This is a genomic window from uncultured Corynebacterium sp. (assembly GCF_902782855.1).
Classification (GTDB): domain Bacteria; phylum Actinomycetota; class Actinomycetes; order Mycobacteriales; family Mycobacteriaceae; genus Corynebacterium.
The window spans coordinates 1-20,011 of the sequence record NZ_CACZOO010000066.1 but is presented as its reverse complement, the minus strand read 5'-3'; the positions used below and the strand labels follow the sequence as shown (position 1 = coordinate 20,011).

16 protein-coding genes and 1 tRNA gene are annotated in these 20,011 nt (G+C 67.8%); 10 read left to right on the top strand and 7 right to left on the bottom strand.

Going from position 1 to position 20,011, the window contains the following annotated elements:
* Window positions 1-679: 679 nt before the first annotated feature.
* Window positions 680-1,969: a glycoside hydrolase family 25 protein gene (locus tag QZV72_RS02945; RefSeq protein ID WP_297005054.1), complete on the top strand. Its 1,290-nt coding sequence runs from the start codon at window positions 680-682 to the stop codon at window positions 1,967-1,969.
* A 126-nt stretch (window positions 1,970-2,095) separates the two neighbouring features.
* Here the strand turns inward: QZV72_RS02945 and QZV72_RS02940 are convergent, their stop codons facing one another.
* The 3 genes from QZV72_RS02940 to QZV72_RS02930 all read right to left on the bottom strand — a co-directional run bounded on the left by QZV72_RS02940 (window position 2,096) and on the right by QZV72_RS02930 (window position 4,036).
* Window positions 2,096-2,995 carry a VOC family protein gene (locus QZV72_RS02940; protein ID WP_297005052.1) on the bottom strand — a complete coding sequence of 300 codons (900 nt, stop codon included), beginning with the start codon at window positions 2,993-2,995 and terminating at the stop codon, window positions 2,096-2,098.
* Complete coding sequence (locus tag QZV72_RS02935) at window positions 2,995-3,309, bottom strand: RNA-binding S4 domain-containing protein (RefSeq protein ID WP_297005049.1); 315 nt, start codon at window positions 3,307-3,309, stop codon at window positions 2,995-2,997. Before QZV72_RS02935 ends, QZV72_RS02940 begins: the two co-directional genes overlap by 1 nt.
* 76 nt (window positions 3,310-3,385) lie before the next feature.
* On the bottom strand, window positions 3,386-4,036 hold the full coding sequence (locus QZV72_RS02930) for a LysE family translocator (protein ID WP_297005046.1): 651 nt from the start codon (window positions 4,034-4,036) through the stop codon (window positions 3,386-3,388).
* Window positions 4,037-4,465: 429 nt separating this feature from the next.
* Here QZV72_RS02930 and QZV72_RS02925 point away from each other — a divergent pair, with 429 nt between their 5' ends.
* The 4 genes from QZV72_RS02925 (at window position 4,466) to QZV72_RS02910 (ending at window position 7,338) form a co-directional block, all read left to right on the top strand.
* On the top strand, window positions 4,466-4,831 hold the full coding sequence (locus QZV72_RS02925; protein WP_297005043.1) for a hypothetical protein: 366 nt from the start codon (window positions 4,466-4,468) through the stop codon (window positions 4,829-4,831).
* Between the two features lie 97 nt (window positions 4,832-4,928).
* Window positions 4,929-5,567 (top strand): ATP-binding cassette domain-containing protein, encoded by a 639-nt coding sequence (locus tag QZV72_RS02920; protein ID WP_297005041.1) that lies wholly within the window; start codon window positions 4,929-4,931, stop codon window positions 5,565-5,567.
* Window positions 5,564-6,760 (top strand): hypothetical protein, encoded by a 1,197-nt coding sequence (locus tag QZV72_RS02915; protein ID WP_297005038.1) that lies wholly within the window; start codon window positions 5,564-5,566, stop codon window positions 6,758-6,760. The genes QZV72_RS02920 and QZV72_RS02915 overlap by 4 nt, the downstream gene beginning before the upstream one ends.
* Window positions 6,757-7,338, top strand: coding sequence for a hypothetical protein (locus QZV72_RS02910; protein ID WP_297005035.1), 582 nt, complete (start codon window positions 6,757-6,759; stop codon window positions 7,336-7,338). Before QZV72_RS02915 ends, QZV72_RS02910 begins: the two co-directional genes overlap by 4 nt.
* A 322-nt stretch (window positions 7,339-7,660) precedes the next feature.
* On the opposite strand, the gene QZV72_RS02905 is transcribed toward QZV72_RS02910, so the two are convergent.
* Together QZV72_RS02905 and gltB are read right to left on the bottom strand one after the other, a co-directional pair.
* Entirely contained in the window at window positions 7,661-9,217 is a 1,557-nt protein-coding gene (locus QZV72_RS02905) for a glutamate synthase subunit beta (protein WP_297005033.1), read from the bottom strand.
* Between the two features lie 2 nt (window positions 9,218-9,219).
* Window positions 9,220-13,893 carry a glutamate synthase large subunit gene (gltB, locus tag QZV72_RS02900; RefSeq protein WP_297005031.1) on the bottom strand — a complete coding sequence of 1,558 codons (4,674 nt, stop codon included), beginning with the start codon at window positions 13,891-13,893 and terminating at the stop codon, window positions 9,220-9,222.
* A gap of 399 nt (window positions 13,894-14,292) precedes the next feature.
* Here gltB and QZV72_RS02895 point away from each other — a divergent pair, with 399 nt between their 5' ends.
* A complete protein-coding gene (locus QZV72_RS02895; RefSeq protein WP_297005028.1) occupies window positions 14,293-15,009 on the top strand; it encodes a hypothetical protein in 717 nt (238 codons plus the stop codon).
* Between the two features lie 215 nt (window positions 15,010-15,224).
* On the opposite strand, the gene QZV72_RS02890 is transcribed toward QZV72_RS02895, so the two are convergent.
* A tRNA-Ser gene (locus QZV72_RS02890) sits at window positions 15,225-15,309 on the bottom strand.
* Between the two features lie 169 nt (window positions 15,310-15,478).
* Here QZV72_RS02890 and QZV72_RS02885 point away from each other — a divergent pair.
* Window positions 15,479-16,462: an NAD(P)H-quinone oxidoreductase gene (locus QZV72_RS02885; protein ID WP_297005026.1), complete on the top strand. Its 984-nt coding sequence runs from the start codon at window positions 15,479-15,481 to the stop codon at window positions 16,460-16,462.
* On the opposite strand, the gene QZV72_RS02880 is transcribed toward QZV72_RS02885, so the two are convergent.
* Entirely contained in the window at window positions 16,431-17,669 is a 1,239-nt protein-coding gene (locus QZV72_RS02880; protein ID WP_297005024.1) for a hypothetical protein, read from the bottom strand. The genes QZV72_RS02885 and QZV72_RS02880 overlap by 32 nt on opposite strands.
* Window positions 17,670-17,895: 226 nt before the next feature.
* Here QZV72_RS02880 and QZV72_RS02875 point away from each other — a divergent pair, with 226 nt between their 5' ends.
* The 3 genes from QZV72_RS02875 to QZV72_RS02865 form a co-directional block, all read left to right on the top strand.
* Window positions 17,896-18,174 carry a hypothetical protein gene (locus QZV72_RS02875; protein ID WP_297005019.1) on the top strand — a complete coding sequence of 93 codons (279 nt, stop codon included), beginning with the start codon at window positions 17,896-17,898 and terminating at the stop codon, window positions 18,172-18,174.
* Entirely contained in the window at window positions 18,167-18,664 is a 498-nt protein-coding gene (locus QZV72_RS02870) for a hypothetical protein (protein ID WP_297005018.1), read from the top strand. The genes QZV72_RS02875 and QZV72_RS02870 overlap by 8 nt, the downstream gene beginning before the upstream one ends.
* 12 nt (window positions 18,665-18,676) lie before the next feature.
* The coding region (locus QZV72_RS02865; protein WP_297005015.1) for a GTPase domain-containing protein at window positions 18,677-20,011 on the top strand (1,335 nt) is incomplete at its 3' end.

Here is a 20,011-nt window from a genome sequence, read left to right as displayed (position 1 = left end):
GCCCGGTGCGCCCGGGATACCCGGTGTGCCGCCTGGCGCTCCTGGTCTACCGGGCTCTCGCCTGCCCGGCTATCCGGGGATCCCGGGTATGCCAGGGATTCCGGGCATGTCAGGGAGACCGGGCATGTCAGGGAGACCAGGAGTGCCCGGACCGTCTGACCCACCGGTCCCGCAGCAGTGGCCTCCGCAGAGACCTCACCAGGGACCGCGCCAGGGACCGTCAGGGTGGCAGCATCCGCGACCGGAGTAGTACCGAGCCGGCAGCACCTGTGCCAGTAGTACCGGGAGGCGGAAGTCAGGTACCTGACTTCCGCCTCCCGGTACTACTGTCGGCATCCCTGCCCCGGCCGTCTCCTCCACCGAGGTGCGGGACCTGTCCGGCGCCGCTGCGGTGGCGCTGCGGTGGCGCTGTTCGCGGCCGTCAGCCCGGAGACCCTCACCGCGCTGCTCTGAGCCCCGCGCAGAATCCCCGCCCGGTCACCGACACCGCCGGTGGCCGGGCTCCGTCCTGTCTGCCGTCGAGTCCCGGGGTTCTGCCGTCGAGTCTCCGGGCCAGCGGATTCGAACGCGGTCCACCGACGAATCACATTTCTGTGATTCGATGACCTGGTGTGATGCTCGTCGCGACACGCCGATGTTACTGATGTGACGAACGTGATTTGTGTGTAGGGTGTGGCACATGCGTTCTCTTCCCTGGCGCCGCCATGCGCGCAACACCACACCCGCCCGACTGACCGCCACCGTCCTCTTCGGCTCGGCAGTCACTGTCGCCGCGCTTGTCGCCACGGACGTTCTGCCCGCCCCCTCCTGGGCTGACCTGGACGGCATCGACGTCGCCAGCCACCAGCACCCCGGCGGATCCGCCATCGACTGGCAGTCCGTCGCCGCCTCGGGCCAGTCCTTCGCGTTCATCAAGACCTCCGAGGGCACCGGGTACACCAACCCCTACTTCTCCTCGGATTCAGCCAAGGCGGCCGCCGCCGGCGTCACCCCGGGCAGCTACCACTACGCGAAGCCGGAGCTCGACGCCCGATCCCAGGCCCGCTACTACGCCTCAGTCCTCGCCACCGGAGTCAACCCGTCGCTGCCACCGACCCTCGACCTCGAGGAGACCGGCGGACTGGGACCCACCCAGTTGCAGAGCTGGGTACGCGACTGGATCGACGAGATCAAGACCCTCACCGGCCGCGACCCGATCATCTACACCTACTACGCCTTCTGGATCGGATCCATGGGCAACACCACCGAGTTCAGCGAGTACCCGCTCTGGCTGGCGTACTACAACGACCAGCTGCCCGACCAGATCCCCGGCGGGTGGGAGGCCCCGACCTTCTGGCAGTACACCGGCACCGGGTCCGTCGACGGCGTCATCACAGACGTCGACATGAACACCTACTACGGATCAGACGCCGAGCTCCAGGCGCTCGCCGGTTCCGCCACCGCGGGCACCGCCGTCGGTAACGCCAGCGACGCGCTGCGGCCCATCCGGGACGCCGCGGTCGCCGAGGCCGGGCTGACCAACACGGTCGAGCACGGGGCATCCAGTCTGGGTCTGCCCATGATCGACATTCCGCTGACCACGGACCTGCTGGTGAACCTGCTCGGTCTGGTCGCCGGCGAGGTCGGCCCCGAGGTCGTCTTCGGGTCCGCCCAGTCCGCCGGTTTCGACGCCCGGTCCTCCCATGCCATCACCTCCGCCGGCACCGAGGCGCGCGACTCCGACGTCACCCTGCCGGAGTCGGAGATCGCCCGGCTGGTGTCCGGCGTCCTCGGCGACGGGTCCGGCAAGATCACCCTGCAGAGCATCCTCAATCTGCTCAACGCCTTCGGCGCCCAGGACTACATCGCCCAGCTCATCGCCGACGGCGGCAAGGTCGCCCCGGTCGAGCAGGCCCCCTCCGAGGCCCCTTCCGAGGCTCCGGCAGACGCCGCTGCGGCCCCCGCGCCGGAGGCCGTGTCCGCGCAGTAGCTTTCCGGTGCACGAGCCGGCACATGGAGGTGCCGGCCTCAGCGCGCCGGCACGGCAGTTCATCGGCGGGCGACCCGCCGACACGGCTTCACCGTGTGGACCGGTGCAGACCCGTGCCGTACGCCGCTACTCGCAGTCCGCGCCGCGCTTGATCTGCTCCGCGGCGGCCTCACCGGCGGTGCGGGCGGCCTCCATGGCGTCCTTGAGCTCCTGGGGCATGTTCTCCGGGTCCAGCAGGTCCGGCTCATGCCAGTCCGCCAAGGACTCCGGCTCAGGCTCCGCGATCTCACAGAGGTTCACCAACGCCCCGGTGGGGTCGACAATCGTGACCATGCGGCCGAGTTCGGAGTCCCACGGCTGACGCACGAGGCGGCCCCCCGTGGTCTTGACCTTCTTCGCCGCGGCGTCCACGTCGACGCATCCCAGGTACAGGGTCCACATCGAGGGATTCTCGTCGAGCTCGGAGGTGTCCCACATGCCGACCAGTGGCGCCCCGTCGTACTCACCGGTGGCATAGCGGAAGCGCTCATTGTCGCTGTGGACGCGGATGTCCCAGCCCGCCAGCTCGTGGTAGAACTCGGCGGTCTCATCGAAATGCCCACCGACCAGGAGCTCATGCCACACCGGGGTGCCCGGCTCGCCGGCAGCGAAGAAGGGCTCGTTCTCCTTGGGTTGCTTGAGACCGACGGTCGCACCCGAAGGGTCGACCAGCACGGCCATGCGGCCACGCCTGCCCACGTCACGCGGGGAGAGCACCGAGGTGGCGCCGGCCGTCACCGCCTCCTCATGGGCGGCGTCGATGTCCGGGGTGAACAGCAGCATCCCCCACAGGGAGGACTTGTCGTCCGGCACCTCGCCGAGACCTGCGACGGGCATCCCGTTCTTCTTGGCGATGGTGTAGCCACCGCACGGATCGTCGTACTCCCAGCCGAGGACTTCAGCGTAGAAGTCCTTCGCTGTCTCCAGGTCCGTCGTCGCCAGGTCTATCCAGATCGGCATGCCGGGTTCGGCAACGAGAGCGGGCATCAGAGGTTCCTCCACTTTTCGGGGTCGAAATCGTCGTCAGCGGTGGCTTCGTCGAAGTAGTCGTCTTCGTCGTCCACCAGTGCTGCGACACGTGCTGCAGTGCCGGTGTCACCGGCGTCGGGATCACGCAGGCTCACCACGTCACCGACGTGGAGATGGCGGCCACGGCGGGTGTCGACCTCACCGTTGACCGCCACCTGACCTGCAGCGATAACTTCCTTGGCGGTGCCACCGGACTCGACGAGATTCGCGAGCTTGATGAACTGGCCGAGACGGATGTCGTCACCGCGGACAGGGACGTCCTGAATGTGCATGGCGACCATCCTATGCCCGGTACCGCGCGTTAACTAACCGGCGGCGCACATCGTGACCGAAGTGTTACAGCGCAGGTCAGAACAGCCGGGAAATACCATCGATGACCAGTACCGCAGCGAGGATGAGGAAGACTGCTCCAGCCACGATATCGATCCACGCACCGGCCGCCTGGAGCCGGCGGGACAGCGCCGGGACGCTCACGGCGACGGCCACGAAGACGAACCACGCCACACCGGTGACCATCATCATCGCCAGCACCACTGACCGCATCGCCCAGGAGGTGTCCGGCGACACGAACCCGGCGAAGACCGCACCGAAGAACACGAGCGCCTTCGGGTTCGCCAGGTTCGTCGCCACGCCCAGCCGCCATGCCTGGGCGGTGGTCATCGCGGTGGAGAGCAGGGAGGACGCCGCGTCTGGCAGCGCGGCGTCCCTCCTCCGGGCGGCGAGACCACCGTGCAACGCGCCCTGTCCCATCCATCCGAGGACGCAACCTCCCACCAGGAACAGGGCGGTGAGGATGCCGGGGAACGCCTCCACCAGGGCAGACAGTCCGAGCATGGAGGCGAGGATCCACAGCAGGTTGCCACTCATGATGCCGAGTGCGCAGGCCACGCCGTTACGGCGGACGGCGCCGACGCGCAGCAGTTGCACGAGGTCGGGGCCGGGCGAGGCGATGGCGAGGAGCCACGCCACGAGGATGCTGAGGAGGGCGCCGGTGGTCACGGGGAGGATTGTAGTGGCGGCGGTGAGGACGGCGGACGGACGGAGGCGTTCACCGACGGTGACATAGACGGAGAGGGCGCCGAAAGGCCCGTCACGTGTCCTCTCCGTCTATGTCACGCGAGGTGAACGGCACTGCGGGGGAACCAGACGGGGATCACCTGACACGGTACGACGAGTGTAGACCCTGGGGCGCGACGCCCCGACGGTTCGCCGGATTGCCCGTGCCGTGCAGCGTCACACCCGTCAGTGCGAACTGCCTCGGGGGTGCCAAACATTCACCCCCGAAGCAACATTATTGCCCCCCCCTCCCAAAGGTTAGCTATCTTTATCGAGACCTAATCCTAGGCCGCAGAAACTACTTCTAGGAGTTCCACAGTGTATCCCGTTCGCAGACCCTTTACACGGTTACTCGTCGCTACCATGGCTACGATGATCGCTTCCGCAACGATCGCAATTCCCACCGCCTCCGCCAGCGTCATCAATTCCAGCTTATCCAATGTTCGCGATGGCTTCCGAGGTCGGGACCTAACCCACTCAACAAACACTCCGGTCCAGGCCGGATTCATCGGTTGCTCCAGCAACGCCCCCGCAGCGAACTCGAAGTTCAACATCGAGTTGAAGGAAAACATCAGCTGGAAGCCTGACCGCTCCGTGGGAACTCGCGATGCTAAGCAGTGTTTCTATCAACCATGGAGAGTTGGTTGGGGAAACCCCTCCAAGGGAAAGTACTACATGGTGGTTCGGTCACATGCCTGGCAATCCACCAGCGCCAAGAACTTCAACATGTATTTCTGAGCCGATAATGTCCACTCACTCCCTGGAAAAACGTCAGCCTCACGATGCTGAGGTTTCGTTCACCTATCGTCACCCGGGTAGTTCTGGATCAGTCACGGTGACTAGCCTCCTGATCGGCAATGAATCCACACTACTCCTCGGCGTCAACGGTGCCGGTAAGACGACCCTGATGAAGATCCTCGCAGGTCATCTGCGAACCCGCGGTCTCGACATCTCCGGGCTACCGCGTGTCAGCTACGTCCCGCAGTTCTTCACCCCCGTACGGGGTTTCACCGTCCTCGACCACGTCTCCTACGTCGCCTGGCTCGACGGGCAGTCCCGGGGCAGGGCCACGAAGGACGCCCGGCAGTGGGTGGACTTCGTCGGTCTCGGTGACCTCGCCGACCGGAAGTGCACGCAGCTCAGTGGCGGTCAGCAAGCGAAGGTCCAGCTGGCCACCGCGCTGAACACCGGTGCGGAACTCCTCCTGCTCGATGAACCGAGCGCTTCCCTAGACCCACTGGCGAAACGGGAACTCCAGGATCTCTACCGGGACATCGTCGACGCGGGAACCGGCCTGTGGGTCTCCACCCACCAGCCACACGAAGTCACCGATCCCTTCAACAGGGTCATCGTGCTCCATGAGGGCACAGTGCGGTTTGACGGCCCGATCGGTGATTTCCGGCATCTGGGTTCCGACTCCGCCGTCGACGACGATCCCGCCGTAGTGGCTCTCGCGCAGGCGACTGCCCGGTGAGCGCACAGGCTTTTCAGACCAAGTTACGTCCATGGTCAGGTCCACTGGCGGTACTGGTTGCCATCGGACTCGGCTACTACATCATCGACATCAACTACCCCGGAGTGTCCAACGGTTACGACGGGATTTCACGATCGCTCGGATTCTTCTACACTCTGGGGCCAGCCCTTGCCGGATTCTCTGCCTGGGACATGTCCCGGTTCCGGGCACTTCTGGGTCAACGTGGAAGCACCGTCGATCTGTGGCGAACCGTCCTTCATCGCCTCGCTGCACCGAGCCTGGTCGCAATGTTATTCGTCCTGCTGTTCATGGGCCTCAGTGGAGGGCTGTCAACTTCGCAAGCATGGACCGGCGTTCTACTCACTGCGCTCCTGACATTTCTCTGGACGTTCTTCGGATCGACTCTCGGGATCTACCTGCCGCTCGTCATCTCCCTACCCATCGCAGTCTTTGTCCCCTGGGTCCTCACCGCTTATCCGCAGGCATTGTCTGATCCAGCCTGGCGGCAAATGTTCGGGCAGGCGGTCGGCGGGTGTTGCGCGGTGGACGCCATGATCGACCCGGTGACGATCAGGTCCTCGACTGTGACGCTGGGACTCCTGCTAATGGCCTGCCTGTTTCTGCTACAGGCCCGCTTCTCGGACACCGCTATCCGGAGAGGCGGAGCAGTGACTGCAGCAGTTCTTGTCCTTGCCGCTCTTGCCACCGGTCATACCATCGGGAAGTCCGGAAATTTCATGAACACCGAGCCCCGCCCGAGTAACGAGCGCGCCTGCGATGACCGTGTCTGCGTCTGGCCGGAAAGTGACCGCTCCATGGTCGCCATAAATCTCCGGGTAGCCGACAAGCTCGGAGTTTCGGCCGGAACTGTTCTTGTCGACGGTGAGCCCCGAACTGACGACGAACTGTGGATGTCAGAAGAACAGGATCCCGCGACGGTGGAAGAACATCTTCTCATCCAACTACTCGGACACTCACCGGAGCTCAGGAGCATGGTGTCCTGCTGGGTCGACGACACCGGGCGGCCCATGAGCGTGGCGGACAATGCCGCATCCGCGCTGGGCAGCAGTGAACTCGTTCCGGCCGCCACAGGCCACGACGGTCGATACCTCGCCTACAACGACCTCGTAGACCCTACTGCCTGGGACAGGATCGCCGACCTCATCAACCGGGATTCCGGGTGCCCTGCATGAGACACCCAGCGATGCTGTATCTCATCGGCCACCGGGCAGGTCTCGCACTGGGGCTGGCCACCATCACCGTGACGGCGTCCGTCACGACTGGGACAACCCGTCTCCCCCTCCCCTGGTTGTCAGAGGGCTTCGGCGATCTGTCCGTGGACAATCTACTCGCAGTCGCACTTCTAGCGGCACATGTCACACTGCTCACCGGGGAACTGTCCTGCCGTGAAGAGGACGGCACCCGCAGCTGGTGGTGGGTGGACTGCCTCGGCATGGGAGTCCTACTGTGCGTGCCCACGTGCCTCGCTTTCTTCGGTGCCCCGGGGCTGCTTCAGACCATCCTTCTCTACCTGGTGATGTTTTTCCTCGTCGCGATGGTCACCGGTCCCGACACCGCCTATCCCGTTGTCATTGTGCTCATTGTGGTCCAGACAATGCTGGTCATGGTTGTTCCGGACAGTGACATGATTCCCGTGTTCTGGGAGCCGGACGTCCGCATCATCGGCGTGCTCGGCATCCTCACCGCCATAGCCTTCGCTCTGGCGCGACGTCCCGTGAAGACGGGCACCCGGCTCCGCCTCACCAGCTGACACCGTTACGTATCACCGTGTGGAGGAGGACGACAGCGAGGCTGCCCACTGTTCACCGACGGTGACATAGACGGAGAGGCCATCGAAAGGCCCGTCGCGTGTCCTCTCCGTCTATGTCACGCGAGGTGAACGGACGAGCGGTAAATGGATGGACGCCACCGCCCGAACAGTGTCGGATACATGCCGATGTCAAGTTAGCACCCTCACCGGCAGGATCCGGGCGGATTTATCTGCCTGTGACGGTGCTAACTCGACATCCGGGGGCGCGGGGGTTGAGGTGGCGGGGGTTGAGGTGGAGTGCCGGCGAGGGAGCCTACGCCAACTACGCCCGCAGCGGCACGTCGGTCGGGGCGACCGGGGCCGGCAGGGCGGTCTCGCCCATGAGTGCCCGGTCCAACTCCGCGGCGCAGGCGCGTCCCTCCGCGATGCCCCAGACGATGAGGGACTGCCCACGCCCGGCGTCACCGGCGACGAAGACCGGGGCATCGAACCCCGCAGACTGCACCGCGGGGGTCTCGATCCACCGGGCACGGTAGGAATCATCCCGGACCACCCGGCCCCGGCCGTCGACCCGGAGACCCAGCTCATCGACGATGCCCGTCGAATCCACCGAGGCGAACCCGACGGCCAGGAGCACCAGGTCGGCGTCCATCTCGATCTCGGATCCGGGGATGTTCACCGTTCCGTGGTCACCGGTGCGCTCACAGCGCGCCGCGCGCAGCCCGGTGACACGGCCGTCCGAGCCGAGCAGCTCCACGGTGTTGATCTTGAAGTCGCGCTCACCCAGCGTCTCTCCCGGAACACGCTCGGCCAGACCCAGCGCCTCGATCTCCTCGGCGGATTCGTTGCCGGTGACGGTGTACTCGCCCTCCTCGTGCGCGGAGGCGACCCGCCAGATCCGCGGCCAGGTCGGCCACGGGGTCTCCTCGGGACGCTCCCGGCCCGGCGCGGGATTGATGTCGAACTGGTGGACCGACGTCGCACCCTGGCGCAGCGCGGTACCGAAGCAGTCGGTGCCGGTGTCGCCGCCACCGATGATGACCACCTTTTTCCCGCGGGCATCAATCGGCGAGACCTCGAAGTCTCCCTCCTGGACCTTCGTGGCCAGCGGCAGGTACTCCATCGCCTGATACACACCGTCGAGGTCACGGCCCGGCACGGGGACCTCACGGCCGATGGTGGACCCCAGGGCCAGGACGACGGCGTCGAACCGGGCGAGGTCCTCGGCGGTCGGCGACACACTGGTGCGGAAGGTCGTGCCCTCGGCCTCCATCTGCGCCAGTCGCCGGTCGATCCACCGTTTCTCCAGCTTGTAGTTCGGCACCCCGTAGCGCAGCAGCCCACCGATGCGGTCGGCCCGCTCGAAGACGGTGACGTCATGCCCGGCGCGGGTGAGCTGCTGGGCGGCGGCGAGCCCGGCGGGGCCGGAGCCGACGACGGCCACGGACTGCCCGGTGGAGAAGGACGCCTTCACCGGGGTCACCCAACCGTGCGCGAAGGCGTGCTCCACGATCCGCAGCTCAACGGACTTGATGGACACGGCGTCATCCCCGATGCCGAGGACGCACGCGCCTTCACACGGCGCGGGACAGACCCGCCCGGTGAACTCCGGGAAGTTGTTGGTGGCGTGCAGCCGGTCGTAGGCCTCACGCCAGCGCCCCTGGCGGACCAGGTCGTTCCACTCCGGGATGATGTTGCCCAGCGGGCAGCCGTCGTGGCAGAAGGGCACGCCACAGTCCATGCAGCGGGCGGCCTGGGTCTGCACCTTGCCGTCACCGAAGTCGTCGTAGACCTCGTGCCAGTCGAGCAGTCGCAGCGGAACGGGACGGTGGGTCGCCTCGTCGCGGCGGAACTTCAGAAAACCCTGCGGATCAGCCATTGCTACTTCACGTCCTCCATGATCGCGGCGGCAACGCCGTCGTCGTCGAGCCCGGCGGCGCGCGCGGCCTCGATGGTGAGGGTCACGCGGCGGTAGTCCCGCGGCATGACCTTGATGAGCGCGCCCGGGTCCACCCGCACGGTGGATCCGGTGAGGCGCCGGTGTTTGCTGATGGTGTCGATGAGCCAGTCGATCTCTGCCTGGTCCGTGACGGATTCGACGTCCACCAGCTCCGGGTTGACCTTCGCGGCGACCTCGTCGCGGTAGCCGTCCTCACCGGTGTCGAGCAGGTAGGCGATGCCGCCGGACATGCCGGCGCCGAAGTTCTCGCCGACCGGCCCGAGGACGACGACGCGTCCGCCGGTCATGTACTCGCAGCCGTGGTTGCCGACGCCCTCGACGACGGCGGTGAGGCCGGAGTTGCGGACGCAGAACCGCTCGCCGACGGCACCTGCGATGTACATCTCACCGGCCACACCACCGAAGCCGAGGACGTTGCCGGCGATGGTCTGGTGTGGGCCGACGGCACCGTCGCGGGCATCCGGCCGGATGGCGATGACGCCACCGGACAGTCCCTTGCCGACGTAGTCGTTGGCGTCGCCGACCAGTGTCAGTGTCATGCCGGCCGGCACGAAGGCGCCGAAGGAGTTGCCCGCGGAGCCGGTGAAGGTGAGGTTGACGGTGTTCTCCGGCAGGCCGTCGCGGCCCGCCACCCGGCTGACCAGCGATCCGGTCATCGTGCCGACGGAGCGGTCGACGTTGCTGATCGGGTAGGCGAGGTCGATCTGGGCCTCGTCCCCGGTGGCGCCGGCGGCGGCGCGGCGGATGGTCTCCTGCGCATCCGTGCGGATCCGGTTGTCGAGCGCCTTCTCCAGCCCGTGCTCCTGGGCCCTGGTGCGGTGCCGGTCCTGGTGCATGAAGGGGCTGTCGGGGATGGCGAAGACCGGGGACAGGTCGAGGGCCGCCGCGGTCTTGTGCTTCGGGTCGATCTCCCCCTTGCGCAGGCACTCGGCGTGGCCGACGGCATCCTCCAGGGTGCGGAAGCCGAGCTCGGCGAGGTACTCGCGGACCTCCTGGGCGATGAAGGTGAAGAAGTTGACCACGTGGTCGGCCTGGCCGGTGAACCGCTTGCGCAGCTCCGGGTTCTGGGTGGCCACGCCCACCGGGCAGGTGTCCAGGTGGCAGACGCGCATCATGATGCAGCCCTCGACGACCAGCGGCGCGGTGGCGAAACCGAACTCCTCGGCACCGAGCAGGGTGGCGATGATGACGTCGCGGCCGGTCTTGAGCTGGCCGTCGCACTGGACGGTGATGCGGTCGCGCAGACCGTTCATCAGCAGGGTCTGCTGGGTCTCGGCGAGGCCGAGCTCCCACGGGCCACCGGCGTGCTTCAGCGAGTTCAGCGGGGACGCCCCGGTGCCGCCGTCGTGGCCGGAGATGAGCACCACGTCCGCGTGGGCCTTCGAGACACCGGCGGCGACGGTGCCGACCCCCTGCTCGGCGACCAGTTTCACGTGGATCCGGGCGTCCGGGTTCGCAGACTTGAGGTCGTAGATGAGCTGGGCGAGGTCCTCGATGGAGTAGATGTCGTGGTGCGGTGGCGGGGAGATCAGGCCCACGCCCGGGGTCGTGACGCGCACCTCGGCGATCCACGGGTACACCTTGTGCGGCGGCAGCTGGCCGCCCTCGCCGGGCTTGGCGCCCTGGGCCATCTTGATCTGGATGTCGGTGCAGTTGTTGAGGTAGTGGCTGGTCACACCGAAGCGTCCGGACGCGACCTGCTTGATCGCGGAGCGACGCCAGTCACCGTTGGCGTCCTTGTCGAAACGCCCCGGGTCCTCACCGCCCTCGCCGGAGTTCGACTTTCCGTGCAGCCGGTTCATGGCGATGGCGAGGGTCTCGTGCGCCTCAGCGGAGATGGAACCGTAGCTCATCGCGCCGGTGGAGAACCGCTTGACGATCTCGCTGACCGGTTCGACCTCGTCGACCGGGATCGAGGGGCGGTCGGAGTGCAGCTCGAAGAGGCCCCGCAGGGTGGCGAGGTTCTTCGCCTGGTTGTCGACCTTCTCGGTGTACTCCTTGAAGATCCGGTAGGTTCCGGTGCGGGTCGCGTGCTGGAGCTTGAAGATCGTCTCCGGGTTGAACAGGTGGTACTCGCCCTCGCGACGCCACTTGTACTCGCCGCCGATCTCGAGCTCCCGGTGCGCGGCCTCCTCGGGCCGGGGAAGGAAGGCGAAACGGTGACGCACGGCGACGTCATCGGCGAGCTCGTCAAGTCCGATGCCGGAGATCGGGCTGACCGCGCCGGTGAAGTACTCGTCGAGTAAGGCCTGGGACAGGCCGGTGACGTCGGCGAGCTGCGCGCCACGGTAGGACGCCACGGTCGCGATGCCCATCTTGGACATAATCTTCTGCACGGAGGCGCAGGAGCCGTCGATGTAGTTGCGGCAGGCGGTCTCCACGTCGAGGCCGCCGAGCCGGCCGTCCTTGTCCAACTCGTCGATGGTCTCCATCGCCATGTAGGGGTTGATGGCGTCCGCGCCGAAGGTGAGCATCATCGCGAAGTGGTGGACCTCGCGGGCGTCACCGGACTCGACGATGAGGGACGCCCGGGTGCGGGTCTTCTCGGCGACGAGGTGCTGGTGCACGGCGGAGACGAGGAGCAGGGACGGGATCGGTGCGAGCCGGCCGTTGGACTCCCGGTCGGAGAGGATGATCAGTGTCGCGCCGTCGTCGATGGCGGCGGAGACCTCGCGGCGGACCCGGTCGATGGCCTGACGCATGCCGCGTCCGCCGTGGGCGACGGGGTAGAGCCCGGAGACGACCTTCGAGCGGAAGGCCTCGAACCCCTCGTGGGTGCCGGCCTCACGCAGGGTGGCGAGGGTGGAGTTCAGCAGCAACGGCTTACCGAGCTGGATGCGGTGGGCGGCCTCGGGCACCTCGGTGGTCACGTCGACCTGTGCACCGAGTTGGGTGAACAGGCTGGTGACCATTTTCTCGCGGATGGAGTCCAGCGGCGGGTTGGTGACCTGGGCGAAGCGCTGCGCGAAGAAGTCGAAGAGCATCCGGGGTTTGTCGGACAGGGCGGCGACGGGGGTGTCGGAGCCCATGGAACCGAGTGGTTCATGGCCGGTGGCGGCCATCGGCTGGATGAACAGGTCGACATCTTCCTCGGTGAAGCCGAAGACCCGCTGCCGCAGCACGACGCGCTCGTGGGTCATCGGCTCATACGCGACCGGGGGCAGGTCGGAGAAGCGGACGATGTTCTCGTCCACCCACCGCCGGTAGGGCTTGTCGGCGATGGACCCCTTGATCTCCTCGTCCGGGATGATGCGTCCGGCGGCGGTGTCGACGAGGAACATCCTGCCGGGTTCGACGCGACGCCGTTCGATGACCTCGGACGGCGGGACGGGCAGGAGACCTGCCTCGGAACCGCCGATGACGAGACCGTCCTTCGTGACCCAGATGCGTCCGGGACGAAGCCCGTTGCGGTCGAGGACGGAGCCCAGCACGGTGCCGTCGGTGAAGACGAGGGCGGCGGGGCCGTCCCAGGCCTCCATCATCGATGAGTGGTACTCGTAGAAGGCGTGCACGTCCGGGTCGATGTGGGGGTTACGCTCCCACGCCTGCGGGACCATCATCATCACGGCGTGCGGCAGGGACCGTCCGGCGAGGTGGAGGAGTTCCAGGGCCTCGTCGAAGCGGCCGGTGTCGGAGCCGTCGGGGTCGCAGACCGGCAGGGCGCGGTCGATGTCGCCGAGAATCTCGGAGCGGATCTGGGATTCGCGGGCCCGCATCCAGTTTTCGTTGCCTCGCACGGTGTTGATCTCGCCGTTGTGGGCGACGAGGCGGAACGGGTGGGCCAGCGGCCAGGAGGGGAAGGTGTTCGTGGAGAACCGGGAGTGGACGACCGCCAGGGCAGACTCCATCCGCTCATCCTGCAGGTCGAGGTAGAACTCGCGCAGCTGCGGGGTGGTGAGCATGCCCTTGTAGACGATGGTGCGGGCGGACAGTGACGGGAAGTAGACGGTGTCTGCACCGGAGCCGGCGCCGGCGCCCTTGGAACCGAGTTCCCGCTCGGCCCGCTTGCGGACGAACCAGGCGCGACGGTCGAGGTCGATGCCGGAGAGCTGGCGCCCCTCCTCGTCCGTGCCGGAGAGGAAGAGCTGGTAGAAGATCGGTTCAGCGTCACGGGCCATCGCGCCGAGGGAGGAGTCGTCGACGGGTACCTTGCGCCAGGCGAGCAGGTCGAGGTGCTCCTCGGAGATGATGTCCTCGACGGCGCGCATGGCGTCGAGTGCGGCCATGCGGGACGCCGGGAGGAAGGCGATACCGGTGGCGTAGGCGCCGGCGGCGGGCAGGTCGACCCCCTGGGTCGCCATCTCCTCGCGCAGGAAGCGGTCCGGGACCTGCAGCAGGATGCCTGCACCGTCGCCGGTGTTCTTCTCCGCTCCGGCGGCACCGCGGTGCTCCAGATTGACCAGGGCCTGGATACCCTTCTCCACGATGTCGTGGGAGGTACGGCCATGGATGTCCACGACGAAGGCGACGCCGCAGGCGTCATGTTCGTAGCTGGGGTGGTAGAGCCCCTGCGGTGCAGGGTAGTGCGTGCCGGCGGTCGGGCCGGTGGTGGTCGTCGCGGTGGTCGTCGCGGTGGTCGTCTCTGGGTCGGTCATGGGGTCGTCAGCCTCCGTTAGTTCGTGGTGAGCAGCTGTGGTCCGGGTCGACGCGGTGGGTGGGGTGCCGGACCTGGGGATCATCATCGGGCCGTGGGTTTTCCCCCATACATACGGTCGCGGTGGGGGGCCGCAAAATGAGGGTTTCCTCACCCCCGCAGTTGTGCGCGTCGCCATGTGACGGATGCCACACTTTTGCAGTGAACGCGGGCGCGGTCTCCACATGAAGTTGTGTATGTATCCTAGCCCCTGCGCGCTCCCGGACCCCACCAACTGTGGCGTCCCATATCGTGATACTTAAATTCTCACAATGGGAGCGATTTGTTACGTACTCGTTTCTCGCCAGTTTCCCCGGGGTTTCACTCCGGGTCCGGCCGACGGAGGCCGTACGATGGCGACGTGAGAGACCCGCAACGTATCCCGGTGATGGTGGACGCCCTCACCCGCCTCTGGGAGGCCCGCCCCGACCTCACCCTCACCCGGCTCCTCGGACTCCTCGAGACCCATGGTGCCGGCTGGAACGCCACCGACGCCGAGACACTCGGCGTCCTGCGCCGGCTCGCCGACGAGACCCCCGCGACCCTCGGTGACCCGACGGGACGCTACCTCGTCACCACCGAAAACTCCGCCGGGAAACCGTCACAGCTGGTCACCATCGGGGCGGAACGGGTGGCCGTGCGCCGGATCCCGGCGTCCCGCGACATCGCCGTGCACGACCTGCCGCAACCGGTGGTGTGGGACCACTCCGGGGTGAGGACCTGCACCGTCGCCCGGCCACTGGTCATCCTGGACGCCGGAGGCATCGCCCACCACATGGGCGTCGTCTCGTCGATCCGGGTGCTCGCCGCTCCCGGCCGGGACACCGCAGTCACCTCTCTCGACGGTCTGCGACGACGGTCGTTGGAGGGGGTGTACCTGCTGGAGTTGGAGGACGCCGTCCTCCTGCTCGACCGGTCGGCATGGATATTCACCACCGGGCGCCGTGACCTGCACCGCGAGCGTATGACCTGGGCCCGCCTGCTGGACTGCACGGTCGGGGCGCCGGTGCGGATCGCGCTCGCCGGCGGGGAGGTGCGGGAACTGCCCCTGCTGCGACAGATCACCGTCCTGGAGTAGCCGGCCGGGGCCGTCCTTTCCCGACTCCCCCGGATGCCCCGGGAGATGTCGGGTCGGCACGGGTCGCGGGCGCGACCACTGGGAGGTGCCGGGAGGGGTGCCGGGTCGGGTTTCCCACCACAGCGACCGCCCCCGGGCAGGCGCTCTGTCGCGCGTCCCCGGGGGTCTGATAGCACCGACCGCACACACAACGCGCCAGGTCAGCGATTCCACTGCGGAGACGGGGGGATTTGAACCCCCGGACGATCTCTCGTCGCTGGTTTTCAAGACCAGTGCATTCGGCCGCTCTGCCACATCTCCTCGTGCACCCGACGGTCCTGCAGGGGCCGCGGGCACAGCGGGATAAGTGTAGCGCACCGCGTCCACACCGGGGGACTCCCCCACCGACCACCGGCAGGCGGTCGGTCGCCCTCCCGTCCTCCGGCGACACACCCCCGGCCGGACCGAACCACAGATACCCTGGGAAGGCATGAAGGCGATCATCCAGACAGACCCCACCGACCCCACCTCGCTGACCTGGCAGGAGACCCCCACCCCCACCCCCGACGAGGGCGAGGTACTGCTGCGGGTCACCGCAGCCGGCGTCAACCGCGCCGACACCCTCCAGGCCCAGGGCCACTATCCGCCGCCGGAGGGAGACACGGACATCATCGGGCTGGAGGCGTCCGGTGTCATCGAGGACGCCAACGGCTGCGTCCGCCCGGACGGCACCCCCTGGTACGCCGGTGACGAGGTCGGGGCGCTGCTCTCCGGCGGCGGCTACGCCGAATACGTCACTGTTCCCGCAGGTCAGCTGCTTCCCGTGCCCGCCGGGTACAGCCTCACGGACACTGCCAGCGTCGTCGAGGTGGCCTGCACCGTCTGGTCGAACCTCATGATGACCGCCGAGATCGGGAAAGATGACCTCGTGCTGATCCACGGCGGCGGAGGTGGCGTCGGCCTGTTCGCCGTCCAGGTGGCGAAGGCTCTCGGTGCCCGGGTGGCGGTGACCGCCGGCAGTGAGGAGAAGCTGGAGGTCTGCCGCGGCTACGGTGCCGACGTGCTCATCAACTACCGCGAGGACGACTTCGTCGCCGCGGTGAAGGAGGAGGGCGGCGCGGATGTCATCCTCGACATCATCGGCGCGAAGTACCTGGACAAGAACGTCTCCGCGCTGGCGAAGGACGGGCACCTCGTCATCATCGGCATGCAGGGCGGGGTCAAGGGCGAGCTGAACATCGGCAGGCTGCTGAGCAAGCGGGGCAACATCTCGGCGACCGGCCTGCGCTACCGCGACCGGGCGGACAAGGCCAGCATCGTCGCCGCCACCGTGGAGCACGTCTGGCCGCTGCTGGAGAACGGGATAATCCGTCACCACATCGACCGCGTCGTCCCCGTTCAGGACGCCGCGGGTGCGCACCGGGCCCTGCTCGCCGGGGACATCACCGGGAAGATCGTGCTGGCGGTGGAGTAGACGGGGGCGTGAGCCGGAGCTCCTCGCGGCGGTGCATCGCCCGGACACCGGTGACCAGACCGCCGGCGGCGAGCACGATGCCAGCTCCTGCCAGTGCCCACGCCCAGACCGGGGCACCGGCGAGCAGGCCCAGCGCACCGACGAGGATCAGTAGCATCCCCAGAACCGTGACCATGCCGGGCAACATGTCTCTCACCGATGCCCGGTGTGGGGCGGGAAGTGCGAGCTCCACCGGCGGCCCCGGGGCTGCCGGGGCCTGCTCCGGAAGGTCCGCCGGTCGGGGGCCCCGGATCACTCCGGTCGCCACGGTCTTCAGCACCGACCACCAACTGAGGAAATCCGGAACCCGGTCAGCCTCCTGGCGGTCGTCTGCGTCCAGGGCCTGACGCACCAGTCTCCCGACGTCCGGCGGCAGGTCCTCCAGGTCGCTGACAGTGACGTCGCGGCGTCCCACCAGAACCCGGACGACCAGGCCGGCGAAAACGGGGGCGTCATTGAGGAATGTCGGCTGTGATGTCGGCTGTGCGGACCGGGTGGCGAACAGCGCACCCACCTCCAGGTCAGCGGCACCGGTGAGGATGACGTTGCGTCCCCGTTCACCGACCCGGACCGCGTCCCCGGTAAGCCCGACGAGATCCCGGCCGTTCTTGCGGAAGGTGTCGAGCAGGACACAGAGCTGCGCCAGCGCACGATACCGCTGCCGGAGGGACACCTCCGTGTCGGCCGGGGTGAGAGCCAGCTCCGTCAGGGACATGGTCGAGTCAGCGGCACATTCCGCCGCCTGCGCCTCCGTACGCGACGCCGCCGGATCGGCGATGAGCACACCACAGATCAGGCCCCTGTCACGGACCAGGGCCACCGGCCAGTCGGCCTGTCGCAGGACCGCGACCCGGACCTTGTCGGAACGGACCCGCAGGTACTCCACGAGGCCCCCGAGACGGGTCCGGTCGTGGTCACTGATCTGGTGTCCGGGGGCTGTGCCGTGGGCGCCGTGGGCATCATGGGCGCCGTGGGCGCCGTGGGCGCCGGGCCGGTAGACCAGCGGGATGACGCGGCCGGCGACGACCACCGACCGGCGGTCAACGTCGGAGAGTTCGACGACATCCCCCACACGGACGCTGCGTGGGTGGTCCTCTGAAGTTGCCGGTTCCCCAGATCCCCCCGGTGCCCCGATCTCCGCAGCGTGCGGTGGCTGTGACGCAGTCATGACCTCTCCTGCCTCCGTGCCTGAACTCTGTGCGGGCTCCCGCCTGTCCCTGCTACCTGCGGAACCTACCCCGCACACCGTACCCGTCGGGCGGACGCCGACCGGTGGTGGACGCTCCGCGTGTCGTCGACGGACAGGCGCGGGACTTTCCCCGGGGCAGGAACAAAACCGGACACCGCGGTGACCAACCGTCGACAGTGACAGTGACGGCAGCAAAGGAGCAGCTGTGTCCCCCGACCGATCCCCGCACCCTGACCAGAGCAACCTCGTGGGGGACGCCTTCCTCAGCGTCCCTCCGCCCGACGGCGCACTCCCCGACATGGAGGTCGGACGCACCCTCACGGAGTACCCCGGCCACCGGAACCGGTCGCTCACCGATGCCGCGACGACATGTCCGGACGGCTTGCTCGAGGAGGTGCTGTGGGGTCTGCTCCACGGACTGACCGCACCGGTGACCCGGTGTGTCCCCGGAACGTCACCCGCCGCAGAGGTGCACCGTGACTGAACCTGTGGACAGCACCGGAACCGGTGCGATGGGCCCCGTCGCGATGGAGTTCCGCCGGGTCGCCCGGATGAACAAACACCAGTTGTGGTCGGTCTGTGTCGCCTGGTGCCGGGACCGGACCGCCGCCGCCGCCGTCCTCAGTCGCGGACTCACCGACGCGTGGACGTCCGTCCGGGACAGCGCCCCCGTACCCGGCGCCGGGCCCGATCTGTCCGCGCAGCTCACCCGCACGGTCTACCGATGCGTCCTGGGCGCGGCGTCCGACAGTCTGGCCGCGGACCGGATCAGGCACCGGAGCCAGCGGGGGAACACTGGTCCGGGAGCCGGGTCCACGCTGTCCGCTACCGAGCTGTCGTTGTACATCATGGCGAACTACTCCGCACTGCCGCGACCGGTGGTCTGTGACCTGCTGTCCCTGCCCGGGGATGGCGCAGAGCCCCTGAAAAAGGTGTCCCAGGTTCTACTCAGGAACACCGACGGCGCCAGGTAAGCTGACAGCGCCATGACCACTGACACCACCACTGACACCACCGCTGAGGTGCCGTCGTCCGCGGCCCGCGCGCTCTCCGCCACCGTGGAGTACCTCCGTCGCTCCGGCGACGATGTCGCCGCGCGCGCGTTGCAGGCCACGCTCGATGAACGTCGTTCGCCGGGGATGGTCTGCCTCGTCGGGCGGGCCGGTGCCGGACGGAGCTCTCTGCTCAACGCCCTGGTTGGAAGCCCCGCGGCGTTGCCCGCCTCCCCCGCCGGCGTCGGAACCGTGACCACTGCCCCGGTCTCGGTGGATCTCGACCCGGGGGCGGGAGAGTCCGCCCGGCCGGTCTCCTTCACCGACGTTCCCGGCATCGGGGTCACGTCCAGTGGCCCCGACGGCACCGCCGACCTCTACCTCACCCGGGCGGACACCGCCCTGTTCGTCGTAGACGCCCACACGCCGCTCAATGACACGGAGGTCACCGCCCTCGGTGACGCGTTACGGCTGGCCCCGGCCGTCGAACTGGTCGTGACGAAGCGGGACCAGAACTTCCGGACCCTCGATGCGGTCCTGGCGCGCAACCGCGAGGCGATGTCGACCGTCGCCCCGGATGTGCCCGTCCATGTCGTCAGCGCCCTCCCCGGCATCAACGATTCCGGACTGACGGCACTTCGTGACCGGATCATGTCCCGCGTCTCCGCGGACGACACCCGCGAACACGCCGCGGACGCGGCTCTCCGGCAGGCCCGGATCCTGGTGGACCGGGAGATCGACCGGCAGCGCCTTCTCGCGGACGTCACCGCCGCGCCCGATGACACGGTCGCCGGGATCGACGCCCGGCTGAGGGAACTGACCGATCTCGCGAAGGACAACCGGACCTTCCTCTCCGACCGTATCGCCGCGGCCAGGGGGCGGGCCATCGCCCGGCACACCGAGGAGCTCGCCGACCTGCAGAAGCGGTGGCGGCACCACATAGACACGACCCGCCCCGCCCAGATCCTCGCCGACCCGGAACCGGTCGTGGCCAGGCTGAGCGCCGAGCTGTCCCGCCTCAAGCAGAATGCCCTGGGCCGTCTCATGCGGGCTGTCCGTGGCGACTTCCTCGAGTTCACCGAGGGATCCGGGCGGTGGGAGGCGGTGACCCGGCGCATCGAGTCGACCTGGTCGACGGCGACAGACGGTTCACCGGGCCGCGGTGGCGGAACAGCACCGGAGAAGGCGCGGTTCAGCGAACTGGTCAGCCCGTCGCTGCTCACCGTCACCGTGTCCGGCGGTGGTGCGCTGGCGTACGCCGCGAGTCTCCTGCCCGGCGTCGGTGGCGTCATCGCCGCGACCGGCGGACTCGCCGCCGCACCGGTGGTC